General features: G+C 67.5%; 16 protein-coding genes and 2 pseudogenes. 5 read left to right on the plus strand and 13 right to left on the minus strand.

What is annotated here, in order from left to right; all coding sequences use genetic code 11:
* Positions 1-2: 2 nt before the first annotated feature.
* The 3 genes from ACIHFD_RS16670 to ACIHFD_RS16680 form a co-directional block, all read right to left on the minus strand.
* Positions 3-878, minus strand: coding sequence for a 1,4-dihydroxy-2-naphthoate polyprenyltransferase (locus tag ACIHFD_RS16670; protein ID WP_397367618.1), 876 nt, complete (start codon positions 876-878; stop codon positions 3-5).
* A 16-nt stretch (positions 879-894) separates the two neighbouring features.
* Complete coding sequence (locus ACIHFD_RS16675; RefSeq protein ID WP_192790985.1) at positions 895-1,503, minus strand: GNAT family N-acetyltransferase; 609 nt, start codon at positions 1,501-1,503, stop codon at positions 895-897.
* 118 nt (positions 1,504-1,621) lie between these two features.
* The gene (locus tag ACIHFD_RS16680; RefSeq protein WP_397367620.1) at positions 1,622-3,028 is read right to left on the minus strand and encodes a PLP-dependent aminotransferase family protein; all 1,407 of its coding nucleotides are present in this window, start codon (positions 3,026-3,028) and stop codon (positions 1,622-1,624) included.
* Here ACIHFD_RS16680 and ACIHFD_RS16685 point away from each other — a divergent pair.
* The 3 genes from ACIHFD_RS16685 to ACIHFD_RS16695 are packed head-to-tail and all read left to right on the plus strand — an operon-like array spanning position 3,027 to position 5,458.
* The gene (locus ACIHFD_RS16685) at positions 3,027-3,950 is read left to right on the plus strand and encodes a DMT family transporter (protein WP_350724669.1); all 924 of its coding nucleotides are present in this window, start codon (positions 3,027-3,029) and stop codon (positions 3,948-3,950) included. The genes ACIHFD_RS16680 and ACIHFD_RS16685 overlap by 2 nt on opposite strands.
* A gap of 46 nt (positions 3,951-3,996) precedes the next feature.
* On the plus strand, positions 3,997-5,019 hold the full coding sequence (locus tag ACIHFD_RS16690) for a hypothetical protein (protein WP_350724671.1): 1,023 nt from the start codon (positions 3,997-3,999) through the stop codon (positions 5,017-5,019).
* A gap of 10 nt (positions 5,020-5,029) precedes the next feature.
* Positions 5,030-5,458 (plus strand): ASCH domain-containing protein, encoded by a 429-nt coding sequence (locus ACIHFD_RS16695; protein ID WP_355201610.1) that lies wholly within the window; start codon positions 5,030-5,032, stop codon positions 5,456-5,458.
* Here the strand turns inward: ACIHFD_RS16695 and ACIHFD_RS16700 are convergent.
* The 4 genes from ACIHFD_RS16700 to ACIHFD_RS16715 form a co-directional block, all read right to left on the minus strand.
* Positions 5,422-5,892 (minus strand): GntR family transcriptional regulator, encoded by a 471-nt coding sequence (locus ACIHFD_RS16700; protein ID WP_350724674.1) that lies wholly within the window; start codon positions 5,890-5,892, stop codon positions 5,422-5,424. The two genes, ACIHFD_RS16695 and ACIHFD_RS16700, sit on opposite strands and share 37 nt — an antisense overlap.
* Positions 5,893-5,931: 39 nt before the next feature.
* Positions 5,932-6,420, minus strand: a complete 489-nt coding sequence (locus tag ACIHFD_RS16705; RefSeq protein ID WP_350724676.1) for a GntR family transcriptional regulator — start codon at positions 6,418-6,420, stop codon at positions 5,932-5,934.
* A 796-nt stretch (positions 6,421-7,216) separates the two neighbouring features.
* Complete coding sequence (locus tag ACIHFD_RS16710) at positions 7,217-7,708, minus strand: GntR family transcriptional regulator (protein ID WP_397367621.1); 492 nt, start codon at positions 7,706-7,708, stop codon at positions 7,217-7,219.
* 41 nt (positions 7,709-7,749) lie between these two features.
* Positions 7,750-8,226 (minus strand): GntR family transcriptional regulator, encoded by a 477-nt coding sequence (locus ACIHFD_RS16715; protein WP_350724680.1) that lies wholly within the window; start codon positions 8,224-8,226, stop codon positions 7,750-7,752.
* A gap of 110 nt (positions 8,227-8,336) precedes the next feature.
* Between ACIHFD_RS16715 and ACIHFD_RS16720 the strand changes: the two genes are divergently transcribed.
* The gene (locus ACIHFD_RS16720) at positions 8,337-8,636 is read left to right on the plus strand and encodes a hypothetical protein (protein ID WP_397367622.1); all 300 of its coding nucleotides are present in this window, start codon (positions 8,337-8,339) and stop codon (positions 8,634-8,636) included.
* 100 nt (positions 8,637-8,736) lie between these two features.
* Here ACIHFD_RS16720 and ACIHFD_RS16725 read toward each other — a convergent pair.
* A pseudogene (locus ACIHFD_RS16725) lies at positions 8,737-9,096 on the minus strand (ISL3 family transposase); the annotation flags it as partial.
* 226 nt (positions 9,097-9,322) lie between these two features.
* Here ACIHFD_RS16725 and ACIHFD_RS16730 point away from each other — a divergent pair.
* Complete coding sequence (locus ACIHFD_RS16730) at positions 9,323-10,519, plus strand: ISAs1 family transposase (RefSeq protein ID WP_397367623.1); 1,197 nt, start codon at positions 9,323-9,325, stop codon at positions 10,517-10,519.
* A gap of 203 nt (positions 10,520-10,722) precedes the next feature.
* Here ACIHFD_RS16730 and ACIHFD_RS16735 read toward each other — a convergent pair.
* The 5 genes and pseudogenes from ACIHFD_RS16735 to ACIHFD_RS16755 all read right to left on the minus strand — a co-directional run.
* Positions 10,723-10,827: pseudogene (locus tag ACIHFD_RS16735) on the minus strand (hypothetical protein); the annotation flags it as partial.
* 415 nt (positions 10,828-11,242) lie between these two features.
* A complete protein-coding gene (radC, locus tag ACIHFD_RS16740) occupies positions 11,243-11,899 on the minus strand; it encodes a DNA repair protein RadC (protein WP_363967676.1) in 657 nt (218 codons plus the stop codon).
* A 98-nt stretch (positions 11,900-11,997) separates the two neighbouring features.
* A complete protein-coding gene (locus ACIHFD_RS16745; RefSeq protein WP_397367685.1) occupies positions 11,998-12,513 on the minus strand; it encodes a TetR/AcrR family transcriptional regulator in 516 nt (171 codons plus the stop codon).
* Between the two features lie 106 nt (positions 12,514-12,619).
* Positions 12,620-12,853 carry a hypothetical protein gene (locus ACIHFD_RS16750; protein ID WP_397367624.1) on the minus strand — a complete coding sequence of 78 codons (234 nt, stop codon included), beginning with the start codon at positions 12,851-12,853 and terminating at the stop codon, positions 12,620-12,622.
* 288 nt (positions 12,854-13,141) lie between these two features.
* The gene (locus ACIHFD_RS16755) at positions 13,142-13,858 is read right to left on the minus strand and encodes a GntR family transcriptional regulator (protein WP_350724688.1); all 717 of its coding nucleotides are present in this window, start codon (positions 13,856-13,858) and stop codon (positions 13,142-13,144) included.
* Positions 13,859-14,240: the final 382 nt, after the last annotated feature.

Genomic DNA, 14,240 nt, shown 5'->3' on the forward strand with positions numbered 1-14,240 from the left:
GCTTAGAAGACGATCGCCAGCCCCACGGCGAACAGGAGCCCGTACGCCATCTGCAGCTTGCCCGTCTGCTGCAGCACCGCGATCAGCGCGGGGCCGACGGCCTTGCCCAGCACGGTCCTGATCGGGGGGATCGCCAGCGGCGCGGCCAGCAGCACGAGCGCGGCCCACGGCGTCACCGGGATCATCGCCAGCGCCACCACGAACGGCACCACCTGGCAGGCCACATAGAGCGCCCGGGTGCGCTCGGCCCCCAGCACCACGGCCAGCGTGCGCTTGCCGGCCTGGCCGTCCGTGCCGACGTCGCGCAGGTTGTTGACCACGAGCATCGAGCACGAGAGCAGCCCCACCGGGATCGAGGCGAAGAACGCCGGCCAGCTCAGCGACTCGGTCTGCACATATGCCGTGCCCACCACGGGGACGATCCCGAAGAACACGAACACGGCTATCTCGCCGAGCCCGCGGTAGCCGTACGGGCGCTTGCCGCCGGTGTAGAACCAGGCGGCCGCGATGCACGCCGCTCCCACCAGCAGGATCCACCACGCCCGCGTGACGACGACCAGGATCAGCCCCAGCACCGCCGCGACCGCGAAGCAGCCCAGCGCGGCGACCAGCACGTCACGGGGGCTCGCCGCCCGCGAGCCCACCAGCCGCATCGGGCCGACCCGCTGGTCGTCGGTGCCGCGGACGCCGTCGCTGTAGTCGTTGGCGTAGTTGACGCCGATCTGCAGCGACAGCGCCACGAACAGCGCCAGGACCGCCCGCCACCACACGAAGCCGCCCTCGCCGATCGCCACGCCCGTGCCCACCATGACGGGCACGACGGCGTTCGGGAGGGTGCGCGGGCGGGCGCCCGCGATCCACTGGCCAGGGGTTGCCATGTCTGTCGTTCGTCCTCTAGCTGATGTCCGTCGTGAGCCTGATCATCCGGATCGGACGGCCCATGTCGAGCACGCGTTCGGCCATGTCCTCGCCCCAGCCGGCCGACTCCAGGAAGCCCAGCACCGCGTAGTTGTCGGCGAACACCCAGGTGACGATCTGCCGGAAGCCGTCCTCACGCAGGTAGTCGACGGTCGCGTTGAGCAGCCGGCTGCCGTGGCCCCGGCGTACGAAATCGGGGTCGACCAGCAGCGTCAGCATCTCGGCCACCACGGTGGGATCCAGGTCGGGATCCTCGGCGGGAGCGTGTGAGGCCAGCCCCACCACGCGTTCGCCACCCCGCGGGGTGGTCAGGGCGGCGCTGCCACCCGCGCCCAGGGCAGGGAAGCCCTCGGTGTCGAGGATGGTCTCCACCGCCACCAGCACCCGGTGCCTGGGGGTGGGCGGGGCCACGATCGCCTCGTCCCACTGGCGCAGCCACATCTTCTCGGCCGCCGCGCCTGTCATCTGCTCGAGTGGCCCCTCGGGAAGGAAATCCCGATAGCCATAGCGCCAGGCGCGGATCTGACAATTCGCAACCTGGAGCACATCCTCGCGCCGGGCCGCCCGGACGCCTACGTCTGCCATCTCGGCCCGCTCCTTCGCCTGCCGTCCATGCCACAAGGCACGAGTTACACCGTATCGGTGTTTGACCCTTGGAGACGACGCGAACCCCTCTTCGCCGCCGATCTCGCCCAGAGCTTCCTCAGCCGGTTCGAGTCACCTCAGCCAACGCCACGGCGAGTCGCCGCACCCCCTCGTGCAACTCGGCCAGATGGGCGGCGGCGATGTGCGTCACCCGGATCCTCGGCCCCGGCGGCTCCGACGGGTAGTACAGCCTGCCCGGACTCACCAGCGCGCCGTTCCGCCTGGCGGCCTCGACCAGCGCGTTCTCGTCGACCTCGGCGGGCAGGCGCACCCACAGGTGCATCCCGCCGATGGGCAGCAGGTGCACCTCCGCCCGTGGCAGGTGGGTGGCGAGCGCCGCCGCGAGAGCGTCGCGCCTGGTCCTGATCTCGCTGTGCACGGCCGCCAGATGCCGCTGCCAGGCCGGCGACCCCACGAACTCCAGCGCCGTCTCCTGCAGCGGCCGTGCCACGAAGAACGACTCCACGAGCTGGCTCGCCCGCAGCCGGCGCGCGGCCGGCCCCCTGGCGATCACGGCCGCCACCCGCATGCTCGGCGACAGGATCTTCGTCAGCGATCTCACGTGGACGACGGTGCCGTGCTGGTCCATGGAGGCCAGGGATGCCGGCGCCTGCTCGGTCAGGTACCGCGCGAAGTCGTCCTCGACCACGAACGCCCCCGCCGCCCTGGCCACCTGCAACACCTGCTCCCTGCGCTCCACCGGCAGGGTGGCCCCCGTCGGGTTCTGCAGGGTGGGCTGGCAGAAGAAGACCCTCGCCCCCGTAACGGCGAACGCCTCGGCCAGCAGCTCAGGACGTACGCCGTCCCGGTCGACGGGCACGGCCGTGGGCCGCAGCCCGGCCGCCCTGGCCGCCGCGAGCGCGCCCGGGTAGGTGGGCGTCTCGACCAGCACCGGCGTGCCCGGAGCCGCCAGCGCCCGGAACGCATGGGTGAGCGCCGCCTGCCCCCCGCTCACGATCAGCGCGTCGGCCGCGGTCACGTCGCCCCCGGTCTGCCTGGCGAACCACCTTCGCAGCTCCTGAAGCCCCGCCAGGGGAGGCATGGCCCACGCGTCCGGCCTGCGCACCGCCCGCGCCGCCGCGGCCCCCAGCTGCCTGTCCGGCCGCATGCCCGCCGGCAGATACCCGCCGGTGAGGGGTACGACCCCTTCGGCCGCCGCCCCCAGCAGCGTCGCCACGGGCTCCTCGTCGACCACCCGATCCCCGAGCGCCACCGTCTGCCACGAGAGGTCGACCGGCTCCTGCGCGGCGGCCATCTGAGGGGTCACGAACACCCCGCTGCCGGGCCGCGCGACCACCCTGCCCTCGGCGGCCAGCTGCCCGATGGCCCTGGACACGGTGACGGGGGAGACGTTGTGCCGCCGCATGATCTCCCGGCTGGACGGCAGCCGCGCCCCGGGCCCCGCCCGGCCGGCCTCTTCGCGCAGTATCGCGGCGATCTGGGCGATACTGCTATCGTTGTCCATGAAGAGACAGAATAGCGCTACTGCTCCTGATGGAGTAGCACTCCCTCCCGTTCTGGATCGCGCCGCGCAGGGCACCTCGCTGGCTTTCCTGGGCGTTCTGGCCTTCTCCGGCTCCTTCCCCGCCACCGTTTTTGCCATGGAGGGCTTCCATCCGTGGCTGGTGGCGATCGGCCGCGCAGGCGTAGCCGGATTTATCGCGCTGATTTGCCTTAAATTTGCAAAAATCCCGATAATTCCGCAAAAGCGTGATTGGCCGTCGTACGCGCTTATCTCGCTGGGTGTGGTCTTCGGCTTCCCCGTCTTCAGCGGCCTGGCCCTGGCCCTGGGCGCCAGCACGTCGCACGCCGCCGTCGTGATAGCCCTCCTCCCGGCCGCCACCGCCGCCTGCGCCGTCGTCCGGGCGGCGGAACGCCCCCGTCCCCTCTTCTGGGTGGCCTGCGCGGCGGGCGCCCTGGCCATCACGGCCTTCACGCTCACCCAGCACCAGGGCACGCCCACCTGGCCCGACCTGCTCCTGGTGGGCGCGCTGCTGTCGGCCGCGATCGGCTACACGGAGGGCGGGCGGCTGTCCAGGCGGACCCCGGGCTGGCAGGTCATCTCCCACACCCTCGTCCTCTCGCTCCCCCTCACCGTCCCCGTGACCGTCGCGCTGGCCCTCCTCACCCCCATCACCCCGACTCCCCACGCGATAGCGGGCTTCGCGTACGTGTCCCTGATCTCGATGTTCCTCGGCTTCATCCCCTGGTACGCGGGTCTGGCGCGGGGCGGCATCGCCCGGGCCGGGCAGACCCAGCTCACCCAGCCCCTCCTCACCCTGCTCTGGGCCTGGTTCCTGATGGGGGAGCGGTTCGGCCCGGCCACGGTGGCCACCGCACTGGCCGTGCTCGTGTGCGTGGCCGTCACCCAGCGTGCCCGTACTTGAAAGGCGTGACGCCTGCACGCAGGATGGGAGAGGAGGTGTCACACCAATGGCGGACCTCACAATCCCAGAGGGCGGCTTCTGGCCCGCGCCGGAGATCCCGCAGCCCAACATCTATCCCATGGAGTGGCGGGTAGAGACCGAGAAACTCGCCGCGATCTACGAGAAGTCCAAGCGCGTGGTCTGGAACCCGGCCGACCTGCCCTGGGACGGCCTGGACCCGGACGACTTCACCCGGGAGCAGCGGCTGGGAATCATGTACTGGTTCGCGGTCCTGGCGAACTTCGACGCTTCGGGGCCGGCGGTGTTCGCCCGCGCCACGATCCAGGCCTTCGAAAAGCACGAAGAGGACCCGGTCAGGAAGTGCTTCTTCTCGATCACCCGTGACGAGATGAACCACGAGGAATGCTGCCAGCGCACCATCGCCAAACTGTGGCCCGGCGGCCCGCTCGACTGGACCCCATCGGACGATCTCGAAAGGGCCGCCCACAACAACATCGGCTGGCTCTATCACAACGGCGGCCGCTACTGGACCGGCTACACCTCCGCCGTCGGCAAATATTCGCTGCCGGTCCTCTTCACCAGCTTCATGATGGGGGAAATGGCCGCCTCGACGCTGTTCAGAGGAATGTCCTCGGGCACGCAACATCCGGTCTTCAGCGAGATGTTCCAGCGAATAGGCAGGGACGAGTCCCGCCATCTGCAAATCTGCATGACCATTCTGGAGAACGAATGGCCGGGGCTCACCGACGAGACCCGCACCCTCATCACCCGCCAGCTCAGAGCGGGCTTCGTGTTCCTCAGCATGATTCTGTGGGAGCCGCCCGGGGGTTTCTGGGAGTTGCCGCCGTACTTCCTGCCCAACCACCGCGTTCTCATGGACCACGCCAGGCAGGCGGGCCTGGGCGTGCTGTCCTACGAGGAACAGGCGGAGAACTGGCGCGTGGCCATGGCCAGGATCCGCGCGATCGTGGAACGCTGGGGCATCGCCTTCCCCGCCATTCCCGAGCTGGACCTGGAAGGCGTAGAAGTGGACTTCATCGATCCGGAGGACATCATCCCGGTCTTCTAATATGCGTCCTATGTGGCCACGCATCGACGGACTCAGGGTTCTGGAATTGGGCACGCCCGGCGAGTTCCGTACCCAGTTGACCGACCTTACTTTGGCGGGCGAGAAAACGGCCACGGCCGGTCTGCTGCCCCTCGACTACCACGCCGAGGGGGAGGAGGTGGAGCACGTCGGCGAGCGCCTGGTCCTCGTGGACGACGCGGGTGCGCGGGTGGCCGAGATAGAGATGACGCGGGTGGAGCTGACCCCGTTCGCGGCGGTCACCTGGGAGTTCGCCCAGGCCGAAGGCGAGGGCTTCCGCTCGGTGGAACACTGGCGCGAGGGGCACCGCCGCTACTGGAAGAGCCAGGGGTACGAGGTGGACGACTCGACCATGGTGGTGTGCCTGTGGTTTCGCGTCGTGGATCAGGAAGGCGGCCGGCGCTCCTCGGGCGCGACGTAACTGCCGCGGTGCGGGACGGTGAACACCCATCCCTGCTCCCGCAGCAGCGCTATGGCCCGCCGTACGGTCTCGCGGGCGGCGCCGTACTGGCGCACCAGCGTCACCTCGCGCGGCAGCGGCCGGTGCGCGGCCAGCTCGCCGGCCTTGATGCGTTTCCTGATTTCGTCGGCGATCTGCTGGTAGAGCGGAATCTGCTCGGCCCCTTCGCCGGGGGAGCTGACGAATGTGCCCTCGCCTTGGCGAGTGTGGACCAGCCCTTGGTTGCGCAGCACCCGAATCGCCCGGCGCGCCGTGGTCCGGGCCACCCGGAACTCCCGCTGGATCCCCGCCTCGCTGATCACGAGATCCCCTGGGGAGAGCTTGCCGGTTATGCGTGACTTGAGGACTTCGCTGATCTGAAGATAGAGGTACGTGTCCCCCGAGCGATCCAGCACGTTTCAATGATATACAAGCGGCCTGACATGGGAGGGGGATTAAGAATCCCTATTCCTGGGCCACTTTTCCGGCTCATTCACAAAAGTGCCCCTATAAGGGACGGTGAACACCCATCCCTGCTCCCTGAGATGCGCGACCGCCTGCCGCACCGTCACCTTGGCTACGCCGTATTGCCGCATCATCACTTTCTCGCCGGGAATAGCCCGGTTCGGCGAGAGCTCGCCCTGGACGATACGCGTGGAGACCTCCGTGGAGATCTGCTGATACAGCGGCACCTTCCTGGGTGAACGCGGCGTCCCCGGCCGGCCGACGAACGTCCCCTCGCCCTGAATGGTGTGCGCCAGCCCCTGCTCCCGCAGTTCACGAGCCACCCGCCGGGCTGTGGTGCGGGCGATGTCGTAATCCTTCTCGAGCGTCGCCTCACTGGGCACCGGATCGCCGGCTTTGAGTTCACCCCGCTCGATCTGATCGCGGACCAGGTCAGCGACCTGCTTGTAGATAGGCACGGGACCTTCGCGATCTAACACGGTACGGATCGTAGACGAAACCGTACAGACCTGCACAAGGAAAACGTCTAGTGGAAGGGTGGATACGTGCTCTAAACATACGGACCCAGCATGACGCGAGAACCGACGGCTATCCGGGAAGCACTATCGGTGACTCCGGCCGGTGCCTCCTCGATCGCCACGCCCGGCCTTACCACCAAGCAACAGAAACCGGTGACTCCGGATCGCGCATCACGAAATCGAAGCAACTCAGCTGGGTGGCGACTCGCCGGCACCGGGCATTCGCCGGCAGTGGGCACTCACGGGACGCAGGCACTTGCTGGACATGAGCACTCGTCGGACTCGGGCACTCATCGTCAGTGGGGACTTGCTGGCAGTGTGGGCTTGCCGCCAGGGGGCCTGCCGCCAGGGGACTTGCCAGTAGGGGGACTTATCGGCAGCGGGGGCTTGCTGGCAGCTGCGGCGACTCGCTGGGCATCCACGGCGACCCGCTGGGCCCGCTGCAACGCCACCCTCTTCCATTCCGTCGGCAACGCGCCCCCGGCGACTCGCTGGGCCAGCCGCGGCGAAGATCCCTTCCCCCGTCCACTGTCGTATGAGCGGAGATCGGTTCCCTCACTCGCCGCCGTATGAGCCCGTCCCCCGTCCCCGACATCGCTCACTGGGTCCAGTCACAAGGCGCCCCTCCTCCATGACGCCGGCAACATGCCCCCGGCGACCTCCCTCGCCTAGTGAGGCGCCGCACCTACCCAAGGACGCAGCGAGGCACAAGGCGCAGTAGGGCACAATGCGCAGCGGAGCACAAGCCGCAGTGGGGCTATCGGACGCTCTCGTGCGAGGGCCACTTTCCGGGCTCATTCACATAAGTCCCTCTATAAGGAACAGTGAACACCCAACCCTGCTCCCTGAGATGCGCAATGGCCTTCCGGACCGTGATCCTGGCAACCCCATGCCGCAGCATCAAGGTCGCATCACTCGCTATCGAACAGTTCGGCCGGAGCTTACCGCGCCTGATTTTCGCAGCGATATCATGAGCGATATCCAGATAGAGGGCCCTCTTCGCCCTTACCCGAGGAACACCGACAGGCCCAACAAAGGTGCCTTCGCCTTGCACGGTGTGGACAAGACGACGCTCGCGCAGCTCCCGAACCACGTTGCGTGCGGTCGATCGCGCGACACCGAACCCCGCCTCCAACGCCGCCTCACTCGGCACGGCCTCGCCGGCTCGCAACCGCCCGCCGACGATCTGCTCCTGGATCGCGTCGGCAATCTGTACGTAGATCGGGACCGGCCCGTCGCGGTCGAGCATGCTCACAGCGTAGACGTCTGGATACAAGCAGGCGAGCACAGTCAGCCCTGGGGCCACGACTCCTTCGGCGACACGTAACTGCCCCGCTGCGCAACGGTATAGATCCACCCTTGCTCCCGCAGGAGCGCCATCGCGCGCCGCACAGTCTCCCGAGCCACGTCGTACTGCTCCACCAACGCCGACTCACCCGGTATGGAGCGCCGAGGCAAGAAATGTCCCTCCTTGATCTGCTCGGCGATGTCCGTCGCGATCTGTTGGTATAGGGGAACTTTCCGCTGCTTACGAGGCGCTTCGTCTGGTCCGCCGACAAAAGTCCCTTCGCCCTGAACGGTGTAGATGAGCCCTTCCTCGCGAAGTACGTGCACCGCCCGCCTGGCAGTGGTCCTGGCGACGCCGAACTCCTGCTGGATGTCCGCCTCGCTCGGCACCGGGTGTCCGGACGCGAGCCCGGAGACTCGTCGCCGAAGGATCTCGGCGATCTGGAGGTAGATGTGGGTGTCCCCGTCATAGTCGAGCACGCCTGCAACTTAGACCAACAGGTGCAAGACCTCCCATATTGTGCTGTCTATATAGACAGAGCATCCCTACTTGCTAGACAAGAGGAGACGACCAGACGTACTGTTCAACCGTGCCCAAGCCCCTCGACTGGCCCTGCTGCCAGATTGCGGTCCACGTGCCGGACCCACAGCCCGATCACGCCGTCATCAAGTGGTATCCCTCGTCGCCGCGCGCCGTACGTGTGAGGGTCCGGGATTACACGTGCGCTTGTAAGCCGACGTTCTACGAGCTGTGCCAGAGCGGCGGCCAGTACTTCATCCGCAGAACTCGTCGCTTTCGTCAAAAGGTGGTGATCGAGGAAAGCCTCTGGAACACCCAGGCAAGCGTGCTGGCTATCTGGACCAGCCTGTTGGACGGCACGGGACGGTAAGAACAACGGTTCTGTCCCGTAATCGGTGGTGGCGCTGGGTGCTCCATTGCAGCAGGATGCGGGGGCGCAGAAGGTCGAACCCGCCACGGCCGTGCATCTGTCACATGATGCTCTTGGTCTTGGTGTTCACACTCTCGGGCGCACCGTTGTGAAAGGGCAAGGTGGCGGCATCGTGGTCCTGGTCAAGGCCGCGGATGAAGGAGTGCAGGTGAGGCAGATGGGTGGCGCTGGCTGCGGGGATCCACGCATCGAGACGGTCAACATTGCCTTCGCGTGGCCGGAGCAGGTCGGCGAAACTGCGGATGGGTCCCGCCAGGTCGATCATCTCCGGGCAGGCGACGGTGGGGCCGTCCAGCAGGCTCCGGTGCTCTTCGCTGAGGGTGCCGGGCCGGGTGAGCAGCAGCCGGGCAAAGCGGCGAGGGGAGATGGGCAGGCGGTCGACTTCGACGCTGCGGCCTTGGGTGAATGTAGCGGTAGAGAGGTGCTTACCCGTTCTGCAGGGGCGGTCCGGTCTTGGCCGCAGCAGGCGCTTTGGGCGGCAGGGCCGTTGCGTTCTCGGCTGGTGAGACTGCTGTACCCCTGAGCCGGGTGGGCAAGTAGGGGCGCCCCAGTGCGGAGATGACAAACGCGACCCCTGATGATCGTCGGTGTCTAGCCAGTCGATCAAGAACAGGGGCCGCGTTCGCGTGCCATCATCCACGATCGACGTGCTCTCCCGCCACTTGGAGCACGTCGCCCTCACCTACCCCGTCTCCGACCTGCCCACCCTGGCCGAGGTGCTGGATGCCGTACCCGACCCACGCCACCGCCGAGGACGTCGCTACCGACTCGGCCCACTGCTCGCGTTATCCCTGCTCGCCGTCCTCAGCAGAGCGACATCCCTGGCGAAGATCACCCGATTCATCGCCGGATACGACCCCGACCTGCGCATCCAGCTCGGGCTCCCAGCCACCATCCGGCTGGCCGCCAGCACCCTTGGGCGGCTGCTGGCCCGCCTGGACGGCGATGCCTTCGACACCGCGACCTGCGCCTACCTCGCCGCGATCACCATCTGCCACCCGCCAGAAACGACTACCCAGACGACCACTGCCGCCAGAACACCCCTGCTCGGCCTGGCCGTGGACGGCAAGACCCTGCGCGGCAGCCGCACCTGCGACGGTGTCACTCACCTGCTGGCCGCCGTCCGGCACGACACCCAGACCGTGCTCGCCCAGCGGCAGGTCGAGGCCAAGAGCAACGAGATCCCCGCCTTCACACCCCTGCTGTCCGGCCTGGACCTGTCCGCGATGGTCATCACCGCCGATGCCCTGCACACCCAGCACGAGCATGCCCGGCAGATCGTCGCCGCCGGCGGCCACTTCCTGTTCATCGTCAAGGCCAACCAGCCCACGCTCCACCGCAGGCTCAAGGCGCTGCCCTGGCGCGAAACGGTCCTCAACGACCGCACCGACGAGCGCGGGCACGGCCGCCGCGAGATCCGCCGCTTGAAGATCTGCACCACCCGCCCCGACCTGCCCTTTCCCCATGCCGCCCAGGCCATCCAGATCAAACGCCGCCGCACCGACCTCAAAACCGGCAAGACCACCATCATCACGATCCACGCCATCACCAGCCTGCCACCGGGCCGCATCACCCATGCCCAGCTCGCCGCGCTGATCCGCGGGCACTGGAGCGTCGAGGCCCTGCACCACATCCGCGACGTCACCCACCGCGAAGACGCCTGCAAGGTCCGCACCGGCGGCGCGCCCTGGATCCTGGCCGGCCTCCGCAACCTGGCCGTCGGCCTGACCCGCCTCATCGGCTGGACCAACATCACCGCAGCCATCGACCACTACCGCAGCCACCCTGCCGACGGTCTTCAACTACTCGGTCTCACCACATGAGTACGCTTCGGCCCTGCTTTGGGCGGTGACTTCTTTCAGAACCGCCTCGCCGAAGTTGTGCCGCAGGTGCCCCCGACCAGCGACCTGGATGGCATCCGGAGGTGCGCGGCGGATCGCTTCGGCGTAGGCGTCCGAGCTGTCCCGGCGGACGACCTGCACGTCGGGTGAGCGCGCAGCCAGGCATCTAGGACGTCGGCGGTGTCGCGGATGGACTCCATGGTGGACGCGGCGGTGTCGTGGTCAGCGCCGACGTCGACCTGGCCGCTGCCGGAGGTCAGGTCGTAAATGCCGTACGGGATGGCCTTGCCCGTCACGCCACACCCAGCGGATAGGGCTCTCAGCGCTTGCCGCGGGCCTGGAGAGGATGGACAGGTGTCCGGTTCGCGCTTTGGCCGCCGAGCGCGCGAACCGGACACCCTAGGTGATGGCACAACGCAGGTGCCATCGGGGGCGCACCTTGCGATCCCAGGCGACGCGCCTGCCCGAACGCCCGCCGAAGAGCGCCGGGCTTCGCCTGGGATCGGTGCGAGTGTCGGGCATGGTCCCGAGCCCTCCGGAGGCAAGGGACCATGCCGCTGCGAGTAATGGCCGGCTGACGTCCGTAACGGCCTACCCGCGGTATTAGATTCTCATGGCCGTCCCTTGGAAAACTGTAGTTCGGCGCTATACACAGGATGATTCCCTTTGGTGTTCGGTGGGTTCATGGTCCCTAGAGGAATTGATTTATGTAGGGATTCGCCGCCAGGCGGCATCCGTGATGATCAGGTGGTCGAGGAGCCGTAGCCCCACCGTCTCGGCGGCTCGGATGAGTTGGGCGGTGGCCTCGAGGTCGGATTGGCTCGGTTCGAGGGAGCCGGCCGGGTGGTTGTGGGCGAGGCCGAACATGGCCCCGCTCGCGGTGAGCACCTCCGTGATCACCTCCCGGATCGGCACCGCCGTGTGGTCGGACGCGCCTTCGGTCAGGATCGAATGCTTCAGCACCCTGCCACGGGTGTCGCACACCACCAGGACGAGCCGCTCCTGCTTGCGGCCCCGGAGCAGCGGGGCGCAGTGGTTGGCGAGGTCGGATGTGCTGGTGATCCGCTCGCGCTCCGGCCACGCGTCCGCACGGCGTACGAGATGGAAGGCCGCGGCGACTCGCGCGGCCTTGGCGGGGCCCACTCCGGGCACGGCGAGTAACCGATGCGGGTCCGAACGGCGGAGGCCATCGAGATCTCCGCAGTGCTTGATCACCTGGCTGGCGAGATCCAGGGCACTCGACCCGCGAAATCCCGAGCCGAGCAGCACGGCCAACAGCTCGCGGTCCGCCAGCGCGGCGGCGCCGCTGGACATGAGCCGTTCGCGTGGCCGGTCGCTCTTGGACAGGTCTTTGACTCGCATCGGCAACCTCCGCGTCCGTTGTATCAGCGCGCACCGACAATCTCTGACCTGGGCTTTTGCCGGGAATCCAGCGTTTGTCGCCGGATGGGATAAATGTGTCAGCCCGGCGCGCGGTCGACCTCGGTGATCAAGGTGGAGGCGAGTCGCCCCGCCCGCGTGGCGATCTCGTACGGTGACATCGGCCGCCCGTTCTCCGGCCACCACGTGATCGCCTGTACGAACATCCCGCCGGCCAGCGTTGCGACCAGGCCGCTCGACGTGGGGAGCGGGACCAGGTGCTGGGCGACCATGTTCGAGAGCGAGGACCGCTTCTTCGCCGCGAACCACGGGCCGCCTTTTTTGCCGAACAATGCGCCGAACAAAGGCTGATATTCGGCGACATATTCAAAGAACGCGGCCCAGTGCTCGATCGAGGGCCGCTCGCCGTCATCGCCCATACTGCCCAGCAGCGCCGCAATGGCCTCGTCGAAGATTTGCTCCACGAGGTGGTATTTACCGCGATAGTTCCGATAAAAAGCGACACGGCTCGCCATCGCTCGCTCGGTGATCTCGCCCACGGTGGGGCGTTCGAACCCGCGTTCCTCGATGAGATCGACCAGCGCGTCCCGTAGCAGCGGGCACCGCCGCCCCGACTACGTCACTGTCACCTCAGCGAGGCCTCCGCCATGGATTGGTCTCATCCTGGTCGGCGCCGCCCAGCCCATCGTTGCCGTGGGCGCATCAGCGCTGTACGCCTGCGGTCCGCTGCTCGTCGGCGACGGTGTGGGCAGCCTCCTGCTCCAACTCAGCCAGGCCACGGGCACCAAGGTCACTGCCGGCGCCGTAAACGCGCAGTGCCGCCGCGATCTCGGCGCCGCCTACCTGAGTGACGATGCGGCTCGCGGCAGGCCGGACGAGGACTTCGATGCGATCCTCAACGCCTACGGCGGTTCGCTGGGTGCGTACCGTCGTCACTTGCTCCCTCGCGGAGGCCGGAGCGTGACCGGGTCTGCGGATGGGATGAGGTTCGAGCTGCCGACGGACCCGGCGTGTGCGCCCGCTCCCACCGTGCTCGCAGAATTCGTAGATCAGGGCAAATACGCCCGATTGTGGACCGGATTGACTCGCTGGTGAGCCTTGAGGAGGCTCACCGCACCATCGGAACCGGCCTGTCCGTCCGAAAGGAGGTGATATCCGCAATGCCCGGGCTGAGGGGCTCCGGGCGAGAAGGGGCTTCGCCCGGAGACGCCCGCGTCCGAGAGCTCAGACGGGCATGCTGTACGTGACTCTGAACCGGTCGCCTGGAACGACGATGTCGCTCGTCTCGACGGGACGGTCACCTGCCCAGTGGGTGCGCTCGATGTGCAGCACGTGGACGCCAGCCGCCAGATCGAGCGCGTCGCTCTCCGCGGGGCGCGGAACCCGGGTGTGCACGCTCTCGACGACTTCAGTGATCTTTATGCCGTGCGCGTACATCCTGGCGACCAGGCTCCGCCGCTCCTCCTCGGAGTGGGGGGTGAACTCCAGCGGCTCGTACGACGTGGCGAGCTGCAGTGGTTTGCCCTCGCCGCGAAAGATGTAGTGCGTTCTGGTCAGCGTGGTCGACTCGCTGAGGCGCAGGCGTTTGGCGATGTCGGGCCCCGCTTCGGTTGGTTCGCTGTGCCAGTCCCATGTCACGCGTCTGCCCTGTGACTGCAGATCGGCCGCGAACGGGGCGGGGTGATCGAGAAAGCGCCATCGGTAGAGCGGGGTGAGGTCGGGGCGTTCCCTGACGTAATGGCCCGAGCCCACGCGGCCGATGATGAGGCCTTCACCCGCGAGCACGCGTAGCGCGTGCCGGGCGGCGGTCTCTCCGACCTGATATTTACGGGTCAGCTGCGCTCGTGATGGGATCGGCGCGCCGGGGGGAAGGGTGCCGTCGGTGATCTGCCGCCGAATGTCTTCGACGACACGCAGGTAGACCGGATCTGAGGTGGCCACTAGTCCATCCCTGGGGGTTCGTGTGAGGCGTTGCCCCATGTTGCCGTATTCGGCAGGTAACCGACCGTCATCGATGGTCGTTGGAGCCCCAACTTTGCGATGGCAGAAAATTATCGGAGAAACCCTGTAACGCCGGTGTAAGAGGGACCGATTCTCCGGTAGAGGTCGTCGATGTGTGTACCCCCGAGCACATATCGGCGACCTCTTCCAATTCGCGTACTTGGGACTGCGGCAGCGCCCTGACCAGTGGTTTGACCTGGCCGAACGCGGCTGCCGACCCGGTCTTTGGACGCATCCGCACCGTCCGGCGTCTGCGATGGGCACAGACCTCGGAAGTCCGGTGAGTGCGCTGCCCCTTGAGCGGTCCTGATCAGTGAGGCTC

It is taken from the genome of Nonomuraea sp. NPDC051941, assembly GCF_044593615.1.

Bases quoted from the DNA above. Each gene is read 5' to 3' on its own strand.
- ACIHFD_RS16690 (WP_350724671.1), top strand. From the start codon at position 3,997: ATGGCGGACCTCACAATCCCAGAGGGCGGCTTCTGGCCCGCGCCGGAG.
- ACIHFD_RS16680 (WP_397367620.1), bottom strand. From the start codon at position 3,028: ATGGACAACGATAGCAGTATCGCCCAGATCGCCGCGATACTGCGCGAA.
- ACIHFD_RS16685 (WP_350724669.1), top strand. From the start codon at position 3,027: ATGAAGAGACAGAATAGCGCTACTGCTCCTGATGGAGTAGCACTCCCT.
- radC (WP_363967676.1), bottom strand. From the start codon at position 11,899: ATGCGAGTCAAAGACCTGTCCAAGAGCGACCGGCCACGCGAACGGCTC.
- ACIHFD_RS16695 (WP_355201610.1), top strand. From the start codon at position 5,030: ATGTGGCCACGCATCGACGGACTCAGGGTTCTGGAATTGGGCACGCCC.
- ACIHFD_RS16675 (WP_192790985.1), bottom strand. From the start codon at position 1,503: ATGGCAGACGTAGGCGTCCGGGCGGCCCGGCGCGAGGATGTGCTCCAG.
- ACIHFD_RS16710 (WP_397367621.1), bottom strand. From the start codon at position 7,708: ATGCTCGACCGCGACGGGCCGGTCCCGATCTACGTACAGATTGCCGAC.
- ACIHFD_RS16670 (WP_397367618.1), bottom strand. From the start codon at position 878: ATGGCAACCCCTGGCCAGTGGATCGCGGGCGCCCGCCCGCGCACCCTC.